The organism is Halomonas sp. KG2 (assembly GCA_030440445.1).
In the GTDB taxonomy this organism is placed as follows: Bacteria; Pseudomonadota; Gammaproteobacteria; order Pseudomonadales; family Halomonadaceae; genus Vreelandella.
Window position 1 is genome coordinate 1,622,277 of sequence record CP098528.1, and the last position, 16,152, is coordinate 1,638,428.

16 protein-coding genes are annotated in these 16,152 nt (G+C 51.8%); 11 read left to right on the forward strand and 5 right to left on the reverse strand.

Going from position 1 to position 16,152, the window contains the following annotated elements:
* Nucleotides 1-2 precede the first annotated feature (2 nt).
* Nucleotides 3-1,016 carry an AraC family transcriptional regulator gene (locus NDQ72_07490; protein ID WKD29773.1) on the reverse strand — a complete coding sequence of 338 codons (1,014 nt, stop codon included), beginning with the start codon at nucleotides 1,014-1,016 and terminating at the stop codon, nucleotides 3-5.
* A 153-nt stretch (nucleotides 1,017-1,169) separates the two neighbouring features.
* Between NDQ72_07490 and NDQ72_07495 the strand changes: the two genes are divergently transcribed.
* Entirely contained in the window at nucleotides 1,170-3,089 is a 1,920-nt protein-coding gene (locus NDQ72_07495; GenBank protein ID WKD29774.1) for an ATP-binding cassette domain-containing protein, read from the forward strand.
* Nucleotides 3,090-3,139: 50 nt separating this feature from the next.
* Here NDQ72_07495 and NDQ72_07500 read toward each other — a convergent pair whose 3' ends face one another.
* Nucleotides 3,140-3,592, reverse strand: a complete 453-nt coding sequence (locus NDQ72_07500; GenBank protein WKD29775.1) for a universal stress protein — start codon at nucleotides 3,590-3,592, stop codon at nucleotides 3,140-3,142.
* Nucleotides 3,593-3,771: 179 nt separating this feature from the next.
* On the opposite strand from NDQ72_07500, the gene NDQ72_07505 reads away from it, so the two are divergent.
* Nucleotides 3,772-4,314: a preprotein translocase subunit YajC gene (locus NDQ72_07505; GenBank protein WKD29776.1), complete on the forward strand. Its 543-nt coding sequence runs from the start codon at nucleotides 3,772-3,774 to the stop codon at nucleotides 4,312-4,314.
* A gap of 8 nt (nucleotides 4,315-4,322) precedes the next feature.
* Here the strand turns inward: NDQ72_07505 and slyA are convergent, their stop codons facing one another.
* Nucleotides 4,323-4,775: a transcriptional regulator SlyA gene (gene slyA / locus NDQ72_07510; protein ID WKD29777.1), complete on the reverse strand. Its 453-nt coding sequence runs from the start codon at nucleotides 4,773-4,775 to the stop codon at nucleotides 4,323-4,325.
* A 71-nt stretch (nucleotides 4,776-4,846) separates the two neighbouring features.
* On the reverse strand, nucleotides 4,847-6,004 hold the full coding sequence (locus NDQ72_07515) for a DUF2914 domain-containing protein (GenBank protein ID WKD29778.1): 1,158 nt from the start codon (nucleotides 6,002-6,004) through the stop codon (nucleotides 4,847-4,849).
* 271 nt (nucleotides 6,005-6,275) lie between these two features.
* Here NDQ72_07515 and fadB point away from each other — a divergent pair, with 271 nt between their 5' ends.
* Nucleotides 6,276-8,450: a fatty acid oxidation complex subunit alpha FadB gene (fadB, locus tag NDQ72_07520; protein WKD29779.1), complete on the forward strand. Its 2,175-nt coding sequence runs from the start codon at nucleotides 6,276-6,278 to the stop codon at nucleotides 8,448-8,450.
* 23 nt (nucleotides 8,451-8,473) lie between these two features.
* Nucleotides 8,474-9,652, forward strand: a complete 1,179-nt coding sequence (gene fadA, locus NDQ72_07525; GenBank protein ID WKD29780.1) for an acetyl-CoA C-acyltransferase FadA — start codon at nucleotides 8,474-8,476, stop codon at nucleotides 9,650-9,652.
* Between the two features lie 60 nt (nucleotides 9,653-9,712).
* Here the strand turns inward: fadA and NDQ72_07530 are convergent, their stop codons facing one another.
* Complete coding sequence (locus NDQ72_07530) at nucleotides 9,713-10,174, reverse strand: flavodoxin family protein (GenBank protein WKD29781.1); 462 nt, start codon at nucleotides 10,172-10,174, stop codon at nucleotides 9,713-9,715.
* Nucleotides 10,175-10,256: 82 nt separating this feature from the next.
* Here NDQ72_07530 and NDQ72_07535 point away from each other — a divergent pair, with 82 nt between their 5' ends.
* From NDQ72_07535 to sufD, 7 genes are all read left to right on the forward strand, one after another.
* Nucleotides 10,257-10,631, forward strand: coding sequence for a DUF393 domain-containing protein (locus NDQ72_07535; protein ID WKD29782.1), 375 nt, complete (start codon nucleotides 10,257-10,259; stop codon nucleotides 10,629-10,631).
* Between the two features lie 28 nt (nucleotides 10,632-10,659).
* Nucleotides 10,660-11,220, forward strand: a complete 561-nt coding sequence (locus NDQ72_07540; protein ID WKD29783.1) for a hypothetical protein — start codon at nucleotides 10,660-10,662, stop codon at nucleotides 11,218-11,220.
* 134 nt (nucleotides 11,221-11,354) lie between these two features.
* Nucleotides 11,355-11,696, forward strand: a complete 342-nt coding sequence (locus NDQ72_07545) for a zinc ribbon domain-containing protein YjdM (protein ID WKD29784.1) — start codon at nucleotides 11,355-11,357, stop codon at nucleotides 11,694-11,696.
* Between the two features lie 309 nt (nucleotides 11,697-12,005).
* Nucleotides 12,006-12,464 carry an SUF system Fe-S cluster assembly regulator gene (locus NDQ72_07550; protein ID WKD29785.1) on the forward strand — a complete coding sequence of 153 codons (459 nt, stop codon included), beginning with the start codon at nucleotides 12,006-12,008 and terminating at the stop codon, nucleotides 12,462-12,464.
* Nucleotides 12,465-12,535: 71 nt separating this feature from the next.
* Nucleotides 12,536-13,978: a Fe-S cluster assembly protein SufB gene (gene sufB / locus NDQ72_07555; GenBank protein WKD29786.1), complete on the forward strand. Its 1,443-nt coding sequence runs from the start codon at nucleotides 12,536-12,538 to the stop codon at nucleotides 13,976-13,978.
* Nucleotides 13,979-14,047: 69 nt separating this feature from the next.
* The gene (sufC, locus tag NDQ72_07560; protein WKD29787.1) at nucleotides 14,048-14,797 is read left to right on the forward strand and encodes a Fe-S cluster assembly ATPase SufC; all 750 of its coding nucleotides are present in this window, start codon (nucleotides 14,048-14,050) and stop codon (nucleotides 14,795-14,797) included.
* Nucleotides 14,794-16,134 carry a Fe-S cluster assembly protein SufD gene (gene sufD, locus NDQ72_07565; GenBank protein WKD29788.1) on the forward strand — a complete coding sequence of 447 codons (1,341 nt, stop codon included), beginning with the start codon at nucleotides 14,794-14,796 and terminating at the stop codon, nucleotides 16,132-16,134. Before sufC ends, sufD begins: the two co-directional genes overlap by 4 nt.
* Nucleotides 16,135-16,152: the final 18 nt, after the last annotated feature.

A 16,152-nucleotide genomic window follows, 5' to 3' on the forward strand; every position in this document is an offset into this window, starting at 1 on the left:
CGCTAGCGTTTTATGCCCGCCGTTTGCGCCTTGCGGTAAGCGGCGGGTGAATTCCCCGTCCACTGTTTAAACGCTCGGCTAAGACAAGCCAGGTCTTCAAATCCTAGTTTTTCTGCGATGGTTGTCAGTGGTTGTGCGCTGCGAGTGAGTGCTTGAATAGCATAGTCGCGACGGTATTCGTCTTTAACCGCCTGGAAATGGGTACCTTCAAGTTTCAAGTGTCTTGAGAGTGTACGCACGGACATATGTAACGCGTCGGCCACATGCTGAACCGTGCATGAGGTGGGTAAGTGACGGCTAAGATGTTCGCGAACGCGATGAGTAATCAAACGATCTTCAAAAGAGACGTAGAACCAGTCAGCCGGTGCGCGTTGTAGAAATGCGCCAAGATGCTGTTTCGTTTGGCGTATGGGGTGGTTTAGAAACACCTTATCAAAGTAAACAGCTGTTTGCGGTTGATCAAATTTTAGCTTGCCGGGATAGAAGTAGAGATAGTCAGCACTGTGAGCGGGTTGGGCGTAGCCGCACTCCATCAGGATAGGTGGAATTTTGCGTGCGATCATCCAGGAGGCGATACCGTGAAACAGTTTCAACATCAATTCATGAATCAATATGCGACTGCCGTGAAGCGGGGCGCGTTCTTCCAGCGCCATCCGAGCAAAGTCGCCTTCAATAGTAAAGTCGTAGCCGAAATCATCTAATAGAATCCGAAAAAACTGCGTATAGCGGTGAAGCGCAACATGCAGTGTCGGCGCATCTAGCAAGCTCAAGCACAGCAGCTTTAGTGTTCCACAGCGTAGCGGTCTGGAGAAAAAGCATGGCGTCTCATCATCTAGCTCAAGGGCGAGGAGGCGATAAAGTTCGGCAAACTGCTCAACAGTGACTCGGCCGTTCGGTGCGCTGAGTAGAAAGGGAGAAATTCCAGCAAGCTCCAGATAGCGGACAGGGGAATGCTCAGTGGCGGGTAAGCCACACAGTAGTTCGTTCACAAAGTGCATTGAGACGGTAACGGTCACGATGTCAGCCCTAAACGAGTAGCTTGGCGCTACCTTGTTATTATCACGTGATGGTGGGACGTTAGCACGATGTGTCGTTTGGCTCTATAAGGGCTCTCCTTAACGCGAGCGCATGCGTTACACTGTGCGCCTCATGATGAAGGAGGACACTGCGTGACCTTGTTACGACTCGAACAGCTGCAACTCGCTTACGGCACCCAAGTACTGCTTAACCGCGCCGACCTAACGGTTGAAAAAGGCGAGCGGCTGGCGCTGGTCGGGCGCAACGGCACCGGTAAATCAACGCTATTAAAGCTAGTCGCGGGCGATATTCATGCCGATGACGGTTCCATTTGGCGTGCTCCGGGCTTGAAGATCGGCGTATTGTCCCAGGAACTGCCTGAATCCTCAGGCATGACGATTTTTGATATGGTTGCTCAGGGGCTGCCAGAAGCGGGGGAATTGCTTTCTGAATACCAGCACCTGATCAATGATCCAGCCCCCGACATGAACCGCATGGCCAAGCTGCAAACCCGCATCGAGGCTATCGACGGTTGGTCTTTCCATCAGAGCATTGACGTCGTACTCACCCGTTTGGGATTACCCCCTGAAGCTGAAATGAGCGCGCTTTCCGGTGGCTGGCGCCGCCGTGTTGCGTTGGCGCGTGCCTTGGTTTCTGAGCCGGACTTGCTGCTTCTCGACGAGCCTACCAACCATCTCGATCTAGATACGATTGCTTGGTTGGAAGAGCAACTGCTGGCCTTCAACGGCGCGGTATTACTGATTACCCACGACCGTGCTTTTTTATCTAAGCTGGCCACCACCATCCTTGAGCTAGACCGAGGTAAGCTTGGCCGTTATCCCGGTAACTATGCCGAGTATCAAGAGCGTAAGCAGCACGAGCTTGAAGTAGAAGCGCGAGAAAATGCGCTTTTCGATAAAAAGCTGGCCCAAGAAGAAGTCTGGATTCGTCAAGGCGTCAAAGCGCGGCGTACCCGCAACGAAGGGCGTGTGCGGGAGCTTGAGCAGATGCGTTTGGAGCGTAGCCAGCGACGTGAGCGTCAGGGGACTGCCAATCTCAATGTCGACAGCGGCGAGCGTACTGGTAAGCGGGTAGTCGAGCTGAAAGGCGTAACACAGCGCTTTGGTAATGATGTCATTCTGCGTGATGTGAATCTTGAAGTGATGCGCGGCGACCGCATTGGCTTCCTTGGTCGCAACGGTGCAGGTAAAACAACGCTGCTGAAAATCTTGCTAGGCGAGCTTGCTCCAACGGAAGGTAGTGTTCAGTTGGGCACCAATTTAAAGGTCGCTTATTTCGATCAATTGCGTGCCGGTCTAGAGCTAGAAAAAACCGTCTACGACAACGTCGCACAAGGCAGCGATCGGGTAACCGTTGGCGGAAAAGATCGCCACGTAATGAGCTACCTTCAGGATTTTCTATTCACACCTGACCGTGTTCGACAGCCGGTGAAAGCCCTTTCCGGCGGCGAATCCAACCGCCTGTTGTTAGCCAAGTTGTTTACTCAACCTGCCAACGTATTGGTGTTGGATGAGCCTACCAACGACCTGGATATGGAAACCCTTGAGCTGCTTGAAGAGCTGCTGCTCGACTTTGATGGCACGCTGCTCCTGGTCTCTCACGACCGGACATTTATGGATAACGTCGTGACCAGCATGCTGGCCTTTGAAGGCGAGGGTTATGTGCGTGAATACGTGGGTGGCTACACGGATTGGATTCGCCAAGGAGGTAAACTGCCGCCTGCTCCGTGGGAAGGCGCTGCCCGCCAGAACACTGAGCCAACCAGCGCTGCGGTTGAAAAAGCGCCAGAGAAACCGGTTGCTGAGCCTGTTAAAAAAACCGTTAAGCTCTCTTACAAAGTGCAGCGAGAGTTAGATGCGTTACCTGCGGAGATTGAGCGCCTCGAGAATGAAGTAGAGGCGTTAGAGCAAGAGATTGGCGACCCTGCTTTCTATCAGCAAGAAGCCAGTGCCGTTACAGCGAAATTGCAAGCGTTAGAGAACGTACAGCAAACGCTTGAAACGGCAATGGAGCGTTGGATGGAGCTTGAGGCGATGGCCAGCGGTGACTGACATTCGCAGCGGATGAGTAAAGGCACCCAATGGGTGCCTTTCTACACGGGTTACTCGTCGCTCTCTTCACCTTTTTTGCCGACCCGAACGGCCAAAACGTCGCACTGCGCGCCGTGAAGTACGCCGGTAGACGTGGAGCCTAGCAGCAGGGCAAAGCCATGGCGCCCATGCGAGCCAACAACGATCAGGTCGACGTTGTGCTCTTCTGCAAAGCGATGAATTTCAGTGTCTGGCATACCGACGACGACATGTTGATCAGCGGGCTCGACATGAGGGGCAGCAATCTCAGTCAGCCGCTTCTTCGCGTGATCATCCAACTGGTCTTGAATGCTGGTGAGATCCATCGGGATGTCACCACCGTAAGCGAAGCCCAATGGCTCAAGGGTATGCATGATCGAAATCTTGGCGTCGTCATTGCGAGCAGCAATCGCGACTGCACGCTCTAAGATTTTATGGGAGTCTTTAGTTAAATCAACGGCTACTAAAATGTGGTGATAGCTCATGGCTTATCTCCTTCGTGATAATTAACAAAGAGAACGCTTTGTTAGATGACCTTTACTTTAGGCTTCAAGTGCCATCTTAACAACGATCTATGTCATGCTTTTTTAAGTTAACCCGATAGTATGACTAATTTTAACATCCATGCTGATGGCCAGTATTTGCGACGAGGAGAAGTGGTTAGATGGAGTGGCTTATTATTATTTTTATATCGCTGTTTGTTATCGCACCGGTAATGTGGCTTAAGCCCAGCCCACGGCAGAAGCGCCATATGGCGCTGCGTTTGAATGCCGCCAAGAAGTACGGGGTAGTGATCAAGATGGAGAAGCCCCCGTTGCACAATTTTCGAGGCACGATGCCCGCTTATCGATGGTATTTTCCCCATCACGCGCCAGGGCCTGATTTTGTGTTAGTGCGTGAATCGAACGCAAGTGAAGCGCTGGAGCTTTATCATGCTGGGTGGCGTTGGCGCATTGCGCCATTACGGCCATTGCCAGAAATGGCAAGCGCTACTTTGAAAGCCCTGCTAGAGCGCCTTCCACAAGATGCTTTGGTGGTCGAGTCAAACGCGACGGCGTTAACACTATGGTGGTGGGAGTCACAAACTGCAGAGCGTTTTGCTATCTATGGAGAAGATTTTCAGACGCTAAGAAAGGCGCTTAGCGGATTGTCAGACCGCCCTGCTGCAAAGCCGCTAAACGGGGCTAGCGAAACAGCAGGGCACTGATGGACGTCTTACGCCGTGGGACTGTCTTGGTCTCTTAACTGAATCGCCATGCCATTGGACTCTATTAGCGCTAACCACTTGTCTAGCTGATCTAGGTCACTGTCACTTAGGCCAGCCAGCATCTCTTTGCGTGCCTCCTGGACGACGCTGTCGATTTGTTCAAGTAGCGGCATTGCCGCCGGTGTCAGATAGAGTCGTTTGCTTCGGCGATCATTATCGCAGGCCCGTCGCTCAACCAGTCCTTGCTCCTCAAGTTGTCCAAGGGTTCTAACTAATGAGGGCGCTTCTACGCCAATCACCCTTGCTAAATCACACTGTGGGTTGCCTTCACCTAACTTCCATAAATGGTAAAGCGTCACCCAGCGTGTTTGTGTTAACCCCAAGGGTGCCAGCCTTCGATCAAGGATAGAGCGCCACAAGTGGGGCAGACGTGCAATGCGAAAACCAATTGTTGAAGCCATAGTAAACAGCTACCGAAAAATGTAAGTAGGCGAATTGTCATAAGCTGCGCCGCTGAATGCAAGGCGTTATGTTATTCGTCCGTTGACAGATCGTTTTCAGAATTGCTGTTTCCGGGGATAAAGCGCCGCAAATTTAGCGCACTCAAGCCGCTAGGTTGGATTTTGCTATCCGCTATCGTGGCTTTTTCCAAATCTTCTGAAACAGTAAACCGAATCAGCCCCAGCCGTTGTCCGCTGGCGGTCATAATGTCGATACGCCACTCTCCCGATGGTGCTTCTGGGAAATTTTGCTTATGGCTCCAGGCACGATAGCCCTGTTCTCGTCCACCGTTGATAGCAAGTTCTACTTCATCTAACAATTCGCCGTTGTGGTGCCATGCATGATGAATTGTCTCGCTTAATCCACGCGGCGCCCGAATGGCGGTGTAAACGTAAAGGCCGGTAGAGCGAATTGCGTCTGGCGTAAGCGCCATGGCTCCCTGCGGCTCGCGGCTCTGAATATCCAGCGCTGGAGAAAGTGCACTGTTTGTCATCCATAAGCTGGCAGGAGGTACCCATATTTTGCCGAGCCAGGCCGCATAGGCCAACACGATAGTGAGCACAAAGAATCCGCACCAGCGCGTTAACGAGCGTTTTTTAAGTAAGTGCCAAAAACTGGGCAGCGCTACCAATATGGTGATCACTAGCGCAAGGATCAAGCTTTGGCCAGTCGTTAGCTGCAGCATGATCGGCAGAATAACCAGTACCACTAAAAAGACACATTGGGCATGAAAGATAAAATAGAGGCTTCGCCAGCGCCCAGCGAGTTTGTAATAGAGCGGATCTATGATCGACAGTATTGCCATTGCAATCACTAACAGCGCAAACAGTGTCTGCCCACTGTTCCACACGGTTGTAACCAGGATAAACGGCAACGTAAAGAAAAGTGTTTCCTGGTGGATCATTTGGGCGATAAAGGTAGTAACACCGCGTGGCAAGGTGGGGTGGCCGCGTTTAGCAAGCCAGCGTCCGATGAGGCTCTCAGAAAGCAATAGCAGCCAGGCAAAAAGAAGCCCCAGCGCTAATGCCGCCCCTAGCCACTGTTGGCGGTCCACCAGAAAAAAACTACCTAGCCCAGCGCCAAACGCGATAGGTGGCCACAGCCAGCTCCAGGGTTTTAAGCGCTCGACGGTACGTTCAACCCGTGTTTGTAGTGCCGTTATACGGGCGGGAGTAAAGAAGCTACCCATGGCGTTGTTGGCTCATAAATGAAAACAGCATGATCGTTGGATTCGTCGGCAAAGTCGATGCGTTGCCTATCCTGCCTATAAAAAGCGCAAAAAATGTGGGCCTGCTGTAAGTTGATTTGTGTAAGTGCACTTGAGAGATAAGCGCATTAGCCAAAAGTCAGGGCTTGACGTTCCTCATTATCTCAACCAAGCTTACGCAATCAAACGACCGTATGAAATGCGTGGCGGGTCCGATTAAAGGTGCCAGCCCGAACTTGTGGAGAGAGCGCGGATGATCTATCAAGGCAATGCCATCACGGTGGAGCGTCGTGACACCCAAGGTGGCAATGACATCGCTAAGCTCACTTTCGATCTGAAAGATGAGTCCGTTAATAAGCTGTCCAGTGCTGTTGTGGCAGAGTTGGGCGAGGCAGTAAAAGCGCTTCAAGCTGAAAGCGGCCTACAGGGGTTGATGATTAGCAGCGGCAAAGATGCGTTTATTGTCGGCGCTGACATCACCGAATTTCACAGCCTTTTTGACAAAGGCGAAGAGTATCTCGTTGAGATGAACCTTAAGGTTCACGACATCTTCAATGCGATTGAAGACCTGCCTTTTCCAACCGTGACGGCCATTAATGGCTTGGCACTAGGCGGTGGCTGCGAAGTACTGTTGACGACCGATTTCCGAGTAATGAGTGAGAAAGCCAAAATTGGCTTGCCTGAAACCAAGCTAGGCATTCTGCCAGGTTGGGGGGGATGTGTACGTTTACCCCGCTTGATTGGTGCGGATAACGCCATTGAGTGGATTGCTGGCGGCACTGAAAATCGTGCTAACGCAGCACTGAAAGTCGGCGCAGTCGATGCTGTCGTTACTCACGAGCTGCTTGAAGAAGCCGCGTTGGACATTCTAGACCGTGCCAATGCCGGTGAGTTAGATTACCAGGCGCGCCGTGAAGAGAAGAAAGCACCGCTTAATCTCAATGCCATTGAACAAATGATGGCGTTTGAAACCGCCAAAGGGTTTGTCGCTGGCAAGGCTGGCCCGCACTATCCCGCGCCGGTAGCGTCGATTAAGGTGATTCAGAAAGGCGCTGGCGAGACGCGTGCCCGCGCCCAGGCGATTGAAGCAAAAGCATTTGCCAAGCTAGCACTCAGCAGTGTTGCCTTTAACTTGGTTGGCTTGTTCCTTAACGACCAAGTCGTGAAGAAAAAAGGTAGCAAATACGAGAAGCAATCGCAGCCAGTTAAGCAGACCGCTGTGCTGGGCGCTGGCATTATGGGTGGTGGTATCGCCTATCAGAGCGCCAGCAAAGGCACGCCCATCATAATGAAAGATATTAACGATGAGGCGATTGAGCTGGGTCTGAAAGAGGCGCGTAAGCTATTTGCTAAGCAGGTAGAGCGTAAAAAGCTGACGACTGAGCAGATGGCTGAAAAGCTGACCAACATTCGCCCCACGCTTTCTTACGGTGATTTCGGCAATGTCGATCTAGTGGTTGAAGCTGTCGTTGAAAATCCCAAGGTCAAAGACGCCGTGCTGACCGAAGTGGAAGGCATGGTGAGCGAAAACACCATCCTTACTTCTAACACCTCGACGATTTCTATCAATCGCCTAGCCAAAAACCTTAAGCGTCCAGAAAACTTCTGCGGCATGCACTTTTTTAACCCTGTGCATCGTATGCCGCTGGTGGAAGTTATTCGTGGCGAGAAGACGTCAGATGCGGCGGTGGCCGCAACAGTTGCCTACGCTCGTGCAATGGGCAAAACCCCGATTGTGGTGAATGACTGCCCCGGCTTTTTGGTCAACCGCGTATTGTTCCCCTATTTCGGTGGCTTTAGCTTCCTGGTAGAGCAGGGCGCTGATTTCCAACGCGTTGACAAAGTGATGGAAAAATTTGGCTGGCCCATGGGTCCTGCTTATCTGCTGGACGTAGTAGGTCTCGATACTGCAGTACATGCTAATGAAGTGATGGCAGAAGGTTTCCCTGATCGCATGGCGCGTGACGGCAAAACCGCGATTCAGGTGATGTACGACAATAAGCGTCTGGGCCAGAAGAACGACAAAGGCTTCTATGCCTATGAAGAAGATAAGAAAGGCAAACCTAAGAAAGTGACCGACGAACAAGCCTACGCGCTGGTGAAAGACGTCGTGAAAGAGCAGAAAGAGTTTTCTGATGAAGACATTATCGCTCGCATGATGGTACCGCTTTGTCTGGAAACTGTTCGTTGCCTTGAAGATGGCATCGTGGAAACTCCCGCTGAAGCCGATATGGCATTAATCTACGGCATCGGTTTCCCTCCCTTCCGCGGTGGCGCACTACGCTACATTGACGCGATGGGTGTTGCCGAATTCGTGAAGCTAGCCGAAAACCTTGCGGAAGAGTTAGGCCCGCTTTACGCGCCCACTGAGAAGCTGCGTCAGATGGCTCAAAATAACGAGCAATTTTATTCTGGCTCTCAGGCCTAACCACCACGCAAAGGAGATATAAGATGAGTTTGAACCCAAGAGATATCGTGGTGGTTGACGGTGTACGTACCGCCATGGCGAAAGCTAAAAATGGTGCATTCCGCAATGTGCGCGCCGAGAACCTGTCAGCAGCGGTCATGCAGGCGCTGTTTGATCGTAACGCCAATTTAGACCCGTCCGAAGTGGACGATGTTATCTGGGGCTGTGTTAACCAGACGCTTGAGCAGTCCATGAACATTGCGCGTAATGCGGCAATCATGACTGGTATTCCGCGCTCGGTGCCTGCGCAAACGGTTAACCGTCTGTGTGGCTCCTCGATGACGGCACTGCATATTGCGGCGGCCAACATTAAAGCAGGCATGGGCGACTTTTACGTGATCGGTGGGGTAGAGCACATGGAGCACGTGCCCATGGCTCACGGTGTTGATGTGAACCCCGCTGCCAGTAAATACGCCGCAAAAGCCGCCATGATGATGGGGCTGACCGCTGAGCTGCTGGGTAAAATGCACGGTATTTCTCGTGAAGATCAGGATAAGTTTGGCGTGCGTTCCCACCAGCGTGCCCAGGCTGCGATGGAAAAAGGCTATTTCGATAACGAAATCATTGGTGTTGAAGGCCACGATCAGCGCGGTTTTAAAATTCTGTTCAAGAACGATGAAGTGATTCGTCCTGAGGCTAGTATCGAGTCAATGGCCAGCCTCAAGCCGGTATTTGATCCTCGCAACGGTACCGTTACTGCAGGCACGTCATCTGCATTGTCGGTAGGGGCTTCGGCAATGGCTGTTATGAGCTACGAGCGCGCTCAGGCGCTGGGGCTAGAGCCGATTGCAAAAGTGCTTTCAACCGGTGTTGCAGGCTGTGATGCCTCTATCATGGGTTACGGCCCAGTGCCTGCGTCTAAAAAAGCGCTGAAAGCCGCAGGCTTGTCGGCCGCCGATATTCAAACGGTTGAGCTTAACGAAGCGTTCGCTGCACAAGGTCTGCCCGTTTTGAAAGATCTAGGCTTCCTAGATGCCATGGATGAAAAAGTGAACCTCAATGGTGGTGCCATTGCGCTAGGCCACCCGCTAGGCTGTTCGGGCTCGCGCATCTGTACGACGCTACTTAACGTTATGCAGCAGCGCGATACTACCCTCGGCCTTGCCACTATGTGTATCGGCATGGGGCAAGGGGTTGCGACCGTGTTTGAACGACTCAAATAAACACCGCGCTTACCCACAAAACGGCACCCATGCGGTGCCGTTTTTGCGTTCAGAGCGGCATTAAAATAAACCGTTATCCAGTCCCGCTGCCATGTAAAGGCCGAGCTCTTCTACTTGGTCTGCAAAAGTGTCCTGCCATTGACCACGTAACGTTAGTGGTTCCTGAACCCAGCGCCAACGTAGTCCTGTCACAATGCTTTCTACTGCCCGCCGGGTGCCGGTGCCGTCGTGCCCGGCGCGAATATAGAGCGCGCATGGCAGCCCTTGTTTCTCTTCCAATATGCTGTAGTAACTGCGATCAAAAAAATCCTTAAGTGCACCGCTCATATAGCCCAGGTTTTCTGTCGTGCCCAGCAAGATGCCATCGCAGGCGCGAATATCATCAGGACCAGCCTCGAAAGGCGTTTTTACTATGCAGGCCACCTGCTCAACAACGTCTTGGCTTGCGCCACGCTGGGCGGCATCACACAGAGTGCGTGTATTAACTGATGGAGCATGGGCAACGATTAATAGCTGTTTCATTGTAGCGCTCCCTGTTAGCTGGAAATTTGCGTAGTAAGCACAAAGTGTCACACTGCTAAGTACGACGACGATGAGAGCCTATATGCCTGATAATGCCTCTATCAATGTTTTCTACGATGCTGTTTGCCCTGCTTGTCGGAAGGATCGACGTCTTTTTGAGCGTTGGGCTGGCAAGCATGGTAATGGGATTAACTGGTGTGATGTGACTGAGCATCAGCAGCAATTGCGTGAAAAAGGGATAGCGCCAGAAGCTGCTTTACGCTCGCTGCATATCGAAAAAGCTGATGGCACGCTTGTTGAAGGCATCGATGCCTACCGTTTGCTGATGATGCGTATTCCTCTGCTTGTGCCAATCGCATGGCTTATTGGCCTGCCAGGGATCAAAACAGCGTTACGCTGGTATTATGATCGCTGGGTGAGAAAACGTCTGAAGCGGGAAGGGCGTTGGTCTGAATAAGTATGGATATTGATATAGGGAATTTATCATGAAGCAGTGTCCTCTATGGTTAGTGCCAGCATTTGCAATGTTTACTATGTTAGTGGGATGCGCTGGTCAGCCAGCCTCCTCTCAGGCACCGGATGCCGTGGCACAGAAGGTGTCGCCTGACGTGGCTCAGGTATCTTCAGGAGCGGCGCAGCCAGGATACGCAACTAACCGTCAGGTAACCGACTGGGTGCCGCCGCTGTTAACCAGCCCTGAAGAGAAGGCGGCCTACTATGTTAGCCGATTGGCAGACAGGCGGTTTGTCTCGCAGTATGGCGGGCAAGACAATCCCCGTACTTGGTATATTGCGGCAGAGCGGTTAGGAGAAATCGGCTTGCCCGCTGTGCCTTTGCTGTTTGCTCGCCTCAATACAACCGATGAGTATGAGTTGATGTTAGCCCTGTATGCGCTTCAGCTTGCTACCCAAGATCCGCTATTAATAGCAAGAACTCGAGGTGACTATATACAGTTGCCCACCGTGCTAGATGCGACGGCAAATGCTGACAATGTGCGCATCGCGCGTCAGTGGTGGCAGCAGCATTCAGCACAGTTAGTTCAGTAGTAATACGCTGTATTGATAGCGCAAATTGGCGGATCCAACTGGAGTATTGTGCTCAAGCCGTGTAGGCTCCATCGCTTTCTAAGTTCTGTGTATGACTAAGTCCTGTGTATTAGCCTGATGCGTTGGAGCCTATCATGAGTGATCTACCCAATTGTCCTGCCTGTGCCTCTGAGTTTACCTACGATGATGGTATCCAATATGTCTGCCCAGAATGCGGCAACGAATGGTCAAAAGTAACAGAAGAGGGCGCTGAAGCAGTTGGCTCCGGTATTCGTGATGCTAACGGCAATATGCTGGCAGATGGTGACAGCGTCACTGTCATTAAAGACCTCAAGGTCAAAGGCAGTTCACTGGTGGTTAAGGTAGGCACTAAAGTTAAAAATATCCGTTTAGTCGATGGTGATCACGATATTGATTGTAAAGTCGACGGTATTGGGCCCATGAAGCTTAAGTCCGAGTTCGTCAAAAAAGCATAGTACTTAAAGACATAGTACCCAGAGACATAGTACTCAAAGATATAGTGGCTCAAAAGCATAGCGAGCTCATCACAAGGTACTGCTCTTTAAAAAAACCTGCGAAATCCTCGCAGGTTTTTTTCGTTTAGCGCACCGATAGCTTTTTCAAATGATAATGATTGTTGTTTTTGATGCTATCAGAGCCGAACGTGCTGTTATTTTGCACAAATTGATAACGATTTTGCTCTAGGGCTTCACATCAAATTTATACAGGACTAAAATGGTACCCATTAACGGGTAAGCCAACTGTAACGGCGAATGGGAGTCAACATGCTCAAGCTTTCTCGGCTGACAGATTATGCCGCTGTTGTGATGGCGCAAATTGCTCGCCATCCACAGGCGTCGCATGCGGCGGCTGATTTAGCAGATGCAGTGCAGCTACCACATCCGACTGTTAGTAAGACGCTAAAGATGCTGGTGAAAGCCGGGCTTCTGGAGTCGCAACGCGGTGTCCAGGGTGGTTATCGTCTGGCGCGACCAGCATCACACATTACGGCTGCCGATATTATTGCCGCTATTGAAGGGCCAGTGGCAATGACCGAGTGCAGCCAAGCGGAGGGTGAGTGCGATCTGGCTGCTACCTGCGGTGTCGCTGATAACTGGCAGCGAGTCTCACTGGCGATTCGTACGTTACTGGAAAGCGTTACGCTGGCGCACCTAGCCGATACGACGCCAATCAAGCTACCCGTACAGTTACCGATTCAAAGCATTAGCCTGGCATCTGCTTAGGCAGTGCAACATAGACTAACCCTATTGACGGCGAGCTAGGCTCGCCACCCAACTGCCCGGAGGGTATCACCATGGCAAGCGAAGAAATGGAACAGTTGGTTCGTCGCGAATACAAAGATGGTTTTATAACCGATATTGAAAGCGACACCCTGCCACCTGGCCTTGATGAAAACACCATTGCCTTTATCTCTAATAAGAAAGGCGAGCCGGAATGGATGCTGGAGTGGCGCCTAGATGCTTATCGTCAGTGGTTGAAAATGAAAGAGCCGTCCTGGGCGCATCTTGATTATCCGCCCATTGATTATCAATCGATCTCTTATTTCAGTGCGCCCAAGCGCCCGGAAGATCGCCCTCAGAGTCTCGATGAAGTTGATCCTAAGCTTCTCGAAACATATGAAAAGCTTGGTATTCCTTTGCATGAGCGTGCAGCGCTTGCCGGTGTGGCCGTCGACGCTGTATTCGATTCTGTTTCCGTGGCAACCACGTTTAAAAAACAGCTAGGCGAAGCGGGCGTTATTTTCTGCTCGATTTCTGAAGCAATTCGCGATTACCCAGACCTTATCAAACAGTATCTCGGTACGGTTGTTCCGGTGGCTGATAACTATTTTGCCGCACTGAACTCGGCTGTATTTACTGATGGGTCGTTTGTGTTTGTTCCTGAAGGCGTAACGTGCCCTATGGAACTGTCGACCTATTTCCGGATTAACGCGGCCAACACCGGCCAGTTCGAGCGCACCCTGATTATCTGCGAGAGCCGTGCTCAGGTGTCTTACTTGGAAGGCTGTACGGCGCCAATGCGTGATGAAAACCAGCTTCACGCGGCAGTCGTAGAACTCGTTGCGCTGGATGATGCCTACATTAAGTATTCCACCGTTCAGAACTGGTATCCCGGTGATGAAGACGGTAAAGGCGGAATTTATAACTTCGTTACCAAACGTGGTGATTGTCGCGGTGAACGTTCGCGCATCAGTTGGACACAGGTCGAAACCGGTTCAGCGATCACCTGGAAATATCCTTCGTGTGTTTTGCGTGGCAAAGACAGTATCGGTGAGTTCTACTCCGTGGCGGTGACTAACGGTCGTCAGCAAGCGGATACTGGCACCAAAATGATTCACATTGGCGAAGGTACCCGTTCCTATATTGTTGCCAAAGGCATTTCGGCAGGTAAGAGCGATCAGTCGTACCGTGGCTTGGTCAAAATTGGCCCTCGTGCCAAAGGGGCACGTAATTTCACTCAGTGTGATTCGTTGTTAATTGGCGACAAGTGCGGTGCCCATACTTTTCCTTATCAAGAAATTGGCAACAGCACCGCGACGATTGAGCATGAGGCCACCACGTCTAAGATCGGCGAAGATCAGCTGTTCTACTGCCAAAGCCGTGGGATTTCTGAAGAAGATGCGGTCAGCATGATTGTTAACGGCTTCTGTAAAGACGTTTTTCAAGAGCTGCCGATGGAATTCGCGGTAGAAGCCGAAGCGCTTCTAAGTGTGACGCTTGAAGGCGCAGTGGGTTAACCACTTCGGCCCCGACTTATTTTACCGGAGACGCGCAAGCGTCCCGCAAGAATTTAAAAGGTTATGACTATGTTGCAAGTTAAAGATTTACACGTCACCGTCGACGGCAAAGAAATTTTGAAAGGTTTAACGCTCACCATCAATGTCGGTGAAGTGCATGCCATTATGGGCCCGAACGGCGCGGGTAAATCCACCTTGTCGGCAGTTATTGCCGGTAAAGATGGCTACGAAGTGACCCAGGGCAGCGTTACCTTTGAGGGGCAGGACGTGCTGGAAATGGAAATTGAAGAGCGCGCTCAAGCGGGCCTGCTATTAGGTTTCCAATACCCAGTGGAAATTCCAGGAGTGAAAAATATCTATCTGCTCAAGTCGGCGCTTAATGCACAGCGTGCCGCACGTGGTGAAGCAGAAATGCCCGCTCCGGAGTTTATGAAGCTCGTCAAAGAGAAGCTGGGCTTTATGAAGATGGATGCCAGTTTCCTACAGCGTGCCGTCAATGAAGGTTTCTCTGGCGGTGAGAAAAAGCGCAACGAAATTCTTCAGATGCTGGTGCTTCAGCCAAAGCTGGCCATGCTTGATGAAATTGACTCTGGTCTCGATATCGACGCGATGAAAGTCGTTGCCGATGGCGTTAACAGTCTGCGGGCTGAAGAGCGAGCCATTCTGCTGGTCACTCACTATCAGCGTCTGCTTGACTATATCGTGCCGGATAAAGTGCACGTCTTAGTCGACGGTCGTATTGTGAAGAGCGGCGACGCTGAGCTTGCTAAAGAGCTGGAAGCCAACGGCTATGAAGGCATTGAGGAGTCTGTGGCATGAGCGATACGCAAACGTTTTTGGACACGCTGAAAGCGCGTAGCCAACAGCGCGGAGTTGAGCCAACCTGGATCGCGGCCCGCCGCCAAGCGGGAGCTGCCCGCTTTGAAGCCATGGGGTTTCCTACTCGCCGCGATGAAGAGTGGAAATACACAGACGTACGCGCGATTGCCCAAGGCAACTTTGCGCTGCCTGAGACTGCAGACTTTTCCCAGGCACAAGCAGCTGCGCTTACGCTGCCGTTGGATGCGTACCGACTGACCTTTGTGGATGGTGTTTTCTCAGCCGCATTGTCGGACTTAGAAGCACTGCCGAGTAGCGTTCAGGTAATGCCGCTCTCTAAGGCTCTGGCTGATAACCATGAAGCCGTGGGTGGGCCGCTGGGTCGCTTAACGGGCGTGGATTTCTCGCCGTTTGCAGCGCTGAACACCGCGTTTATGGAAGAGGGTGCGGTGGTGCGCATTGCACCGGGTAGCGTGGTAGAAAAGCCCATCCTACTGCAATTTCTGTCCCGCGCGGGCACGCCCGTGATGTGCCATCCGCGTATTTTGGTGGAAGCAGCAGGGCGCAGTGAAGCGACGTTAATTGAGCACTACATCGGTGAAGCCGATGCGGCTAACTTTACTAACGTGGTTGCCGAGCTGATGCTTGATCGCGGTGCGGTTCTGAACCACTACAAATTGCAGGAAGCGCCCTTGGGTGACCTGCATATCGCCAGTATTCATGTTGAACAGAGCCGAGATAGCCGCTACAGCTCCTACAATCTGAATTTGGGCGGTGCGCTGGTACGCAACGACCTTATTAGTGATTTAAACGGCCAAGGAGCGGAAACCAACTTCTATGGTCTGTTCTTTGGTCAAGGCCGCCAGCACGTGGATAACCACACCAAGGTTAATCACAATGCGCCGCTGACGTTCTCGAACGAGAACTACAAAGGCATTTTGGATGACCGCGCCCACGGCGTCTTTAACGGTAAAGTGTACGTCAAGCGCGATAGCCAGAAGATCGAAGGTTTCCAAAGTAACCAAAACTTATTGCTTTCCGATCGCGCGCAGATTGATGCCAAGCCTGAGCTTGAAATTTATGCTGATGACGTTAAGTGTTCTCATGGCACCACCACGGGGCAGTTGGATGAAGACGCGATCTACGCGTTGCGTACCCGCGGCATCGACAAAGCGACAGCGCGAGGTTTGTTAACGCTTGCATTTGCTGGCGAGGTGCTTGAGCAGGTCGCGCTAGATGTGATTGCTGAACGAGTAGAGTTAGCGGTAGCAGGCAAGCTGCCGGAGCGCTTCAATCTCGCTGGATTGGTAGAAGCAGCGGCCGCGCTCAACGACTAACGCACTCAACGACTAGCC

Bases quoted from the DNA above. Each gene is read 5' to 3' on its own strand.
- NDQ72_07500 (WKD29775.1), bottom strand. From the start codon at position 3,592: ATGAGCTATCACCACATTTTAGTAGCCGTTGATTTAACTAAAGACTCC.
- NDQ72_07505 (WKD29776.1), top strand. From the start codon at position 3,772: ATGGAGTGGCTTATTATTATTTTTATATCGCTGTTTGTTATCGCACCG.
- slyA (WKD29777.1), bottom strand. From the start codon at position 4,775: ATGGCTTCAACAATTGGTTTTCGCATTGCACGTCTGCCCCACTTGTGG.
- NDQ72_07515 (WKD29778.1), bottom strand. From the start codon at position 6,004: ATGGGTAGCTTCTTTACTCCCGCCCGTATAACGGCACTACAAACACGG.
- fadB (WKD29779.1), top strand. From the start codon at position 6,276: ATGATCTATCAAGGCAATGCCATCACGGTGGAGCGTCGTGACACCCAA.
- fadA (WKD29780.1), top strand. From the start codon at position 8,474: ATGAGTTTGAACCCAAGAGATATCGTGGTGGTTGACGGTGTACGTACC.
- NDQ72_07530 (WKD29781.1), bottom strand. From the start codon at position 10,174: ATGAAACAGCTATTAATCGTTGCCCATGCTCCATCAGTTAATACACGC.
- NDQ72_07535 (WKD29782.1), top strand. From the start codon at position 10,257: ATGCCTGATAATGCCTCTATCAATGTTTTCTACGATGCTGTTTGCCCT.
- NDQ72_07540 (WKD29783.1), top strand. From the start codon at position 10,660: ATGAAGCAGTGTCCTCTATGGTTAGTGCCAGCATTTGCAATGTTTACT.
- NDQ72_07545 (WKD29784.1), top strand. From the start codon at position 11,355: ATGAGTGATCTACCCAATTGTCCTGCCTGTGCCTCTGAGTTTACCTAC.
- NDQ72_07550 (WKD29785.1), top strand. From the start codon at position 12,006: ATGCTCAAGCTTTCTCGGCTGACAGATTATGCCGCTGTTGTGATGGCG.
- sufB (WKD29786.1), top strand. From the start codon at position 12,536: ATGGCAAGCGAAGAAATGGAACAGTTGGTTCGTCGCGAATACAAAGAT.
- sufC (WKD29787.1), top strand. From the start codon at position 14,048: ATGTTGCAAGTTAAAGATTTACACGTCACCGTCGACGGCAAAGAAATT.
- sufD (WKD29788.1), top strand. From the start codon at position 14,794: ATGAGCGATACGCAAACGTTTTTGGACACGCTGAAAGCGCGTAGCCAA.